This window comes from Zavarzinella formosa DSM 19928 (assembly GCF_000255705.1).
Taxonomy (GTDB): domain Bacteria; phylum Planctomycetota; class Planctomycetia; order Gemmatales; family Gemmataceae; genus Zavarzinella; species Zavarzinella formosa.
The window spans coordinates 1-621 of the sequence record NZ_AIAB01000579.1; the positions used below are offsets into that span (position 1 = coordinate 1).

General features: G+C 60.7%; 1 protein-coding gene. It reads left to right on the top strand.

What is annotated here, in order from left to right:
* Positions 1-572: IS256 family transposase (locus BGIM_RS0100825; protein ID WP_020467925.1), on the top strand; the 572-nt coding region annotated here is incomplete at its 5' end.
* Between the last annotated feature and the right edge of the window lie 49 nt (positions 573-621).

Sequence of the window (621 nt, forward strand, 5' to 3'; positions counted from 1 at the left end):
TGACCGACTTGAAGAACCGCGGCGTGAACGACCTGTTCGTCGTGTGCGTGGACGGGCTGAGCGGGTTCGGCGAGGCGATCCGGGCCGCGTTCCCGCAGACCAAGGTGCAACGGTGCGTCGTGCATCTGGTGCGGGCCGCGTTGAAGTACGTCACCGAGAAGGACCGCCGCCCGGTGACCGACGACTTGAGGAAGATTTATCAGGCCGCCTCGACGGCGGAGGCGGAGCAGGCACTGGATGAGTTCGAGCAAACGTGGGGCGGCAAATATCCGACCATCGGAAGGCAATGGCGGCTGCACTGGAACGACATCATCGCCATGTTCGAGTTCCCTCCCGCGATCCGCAAGGCGATTTACACGACGAATGCGATTGAGTCGGTGAACAGCGTGATCCGGAAGTTCACGCGGAACCGGAAGCAGTACCCGAACGCGGAGTCGGCGCTGAAACTGGTTTACCTGGCGATCCATGAGGCATCGAAGAAGTGGACGATGCCCATCGTTGGCTGGAAGGCAGCCTTGAACCACTTCGCCGTGATGTTTGAAGGCCGGATGCCCAAGGCCACCGGCCAGTGACTGCAACTACCGTTCCCTACAACCCTGACACAAAAGAAATTACAGGCCC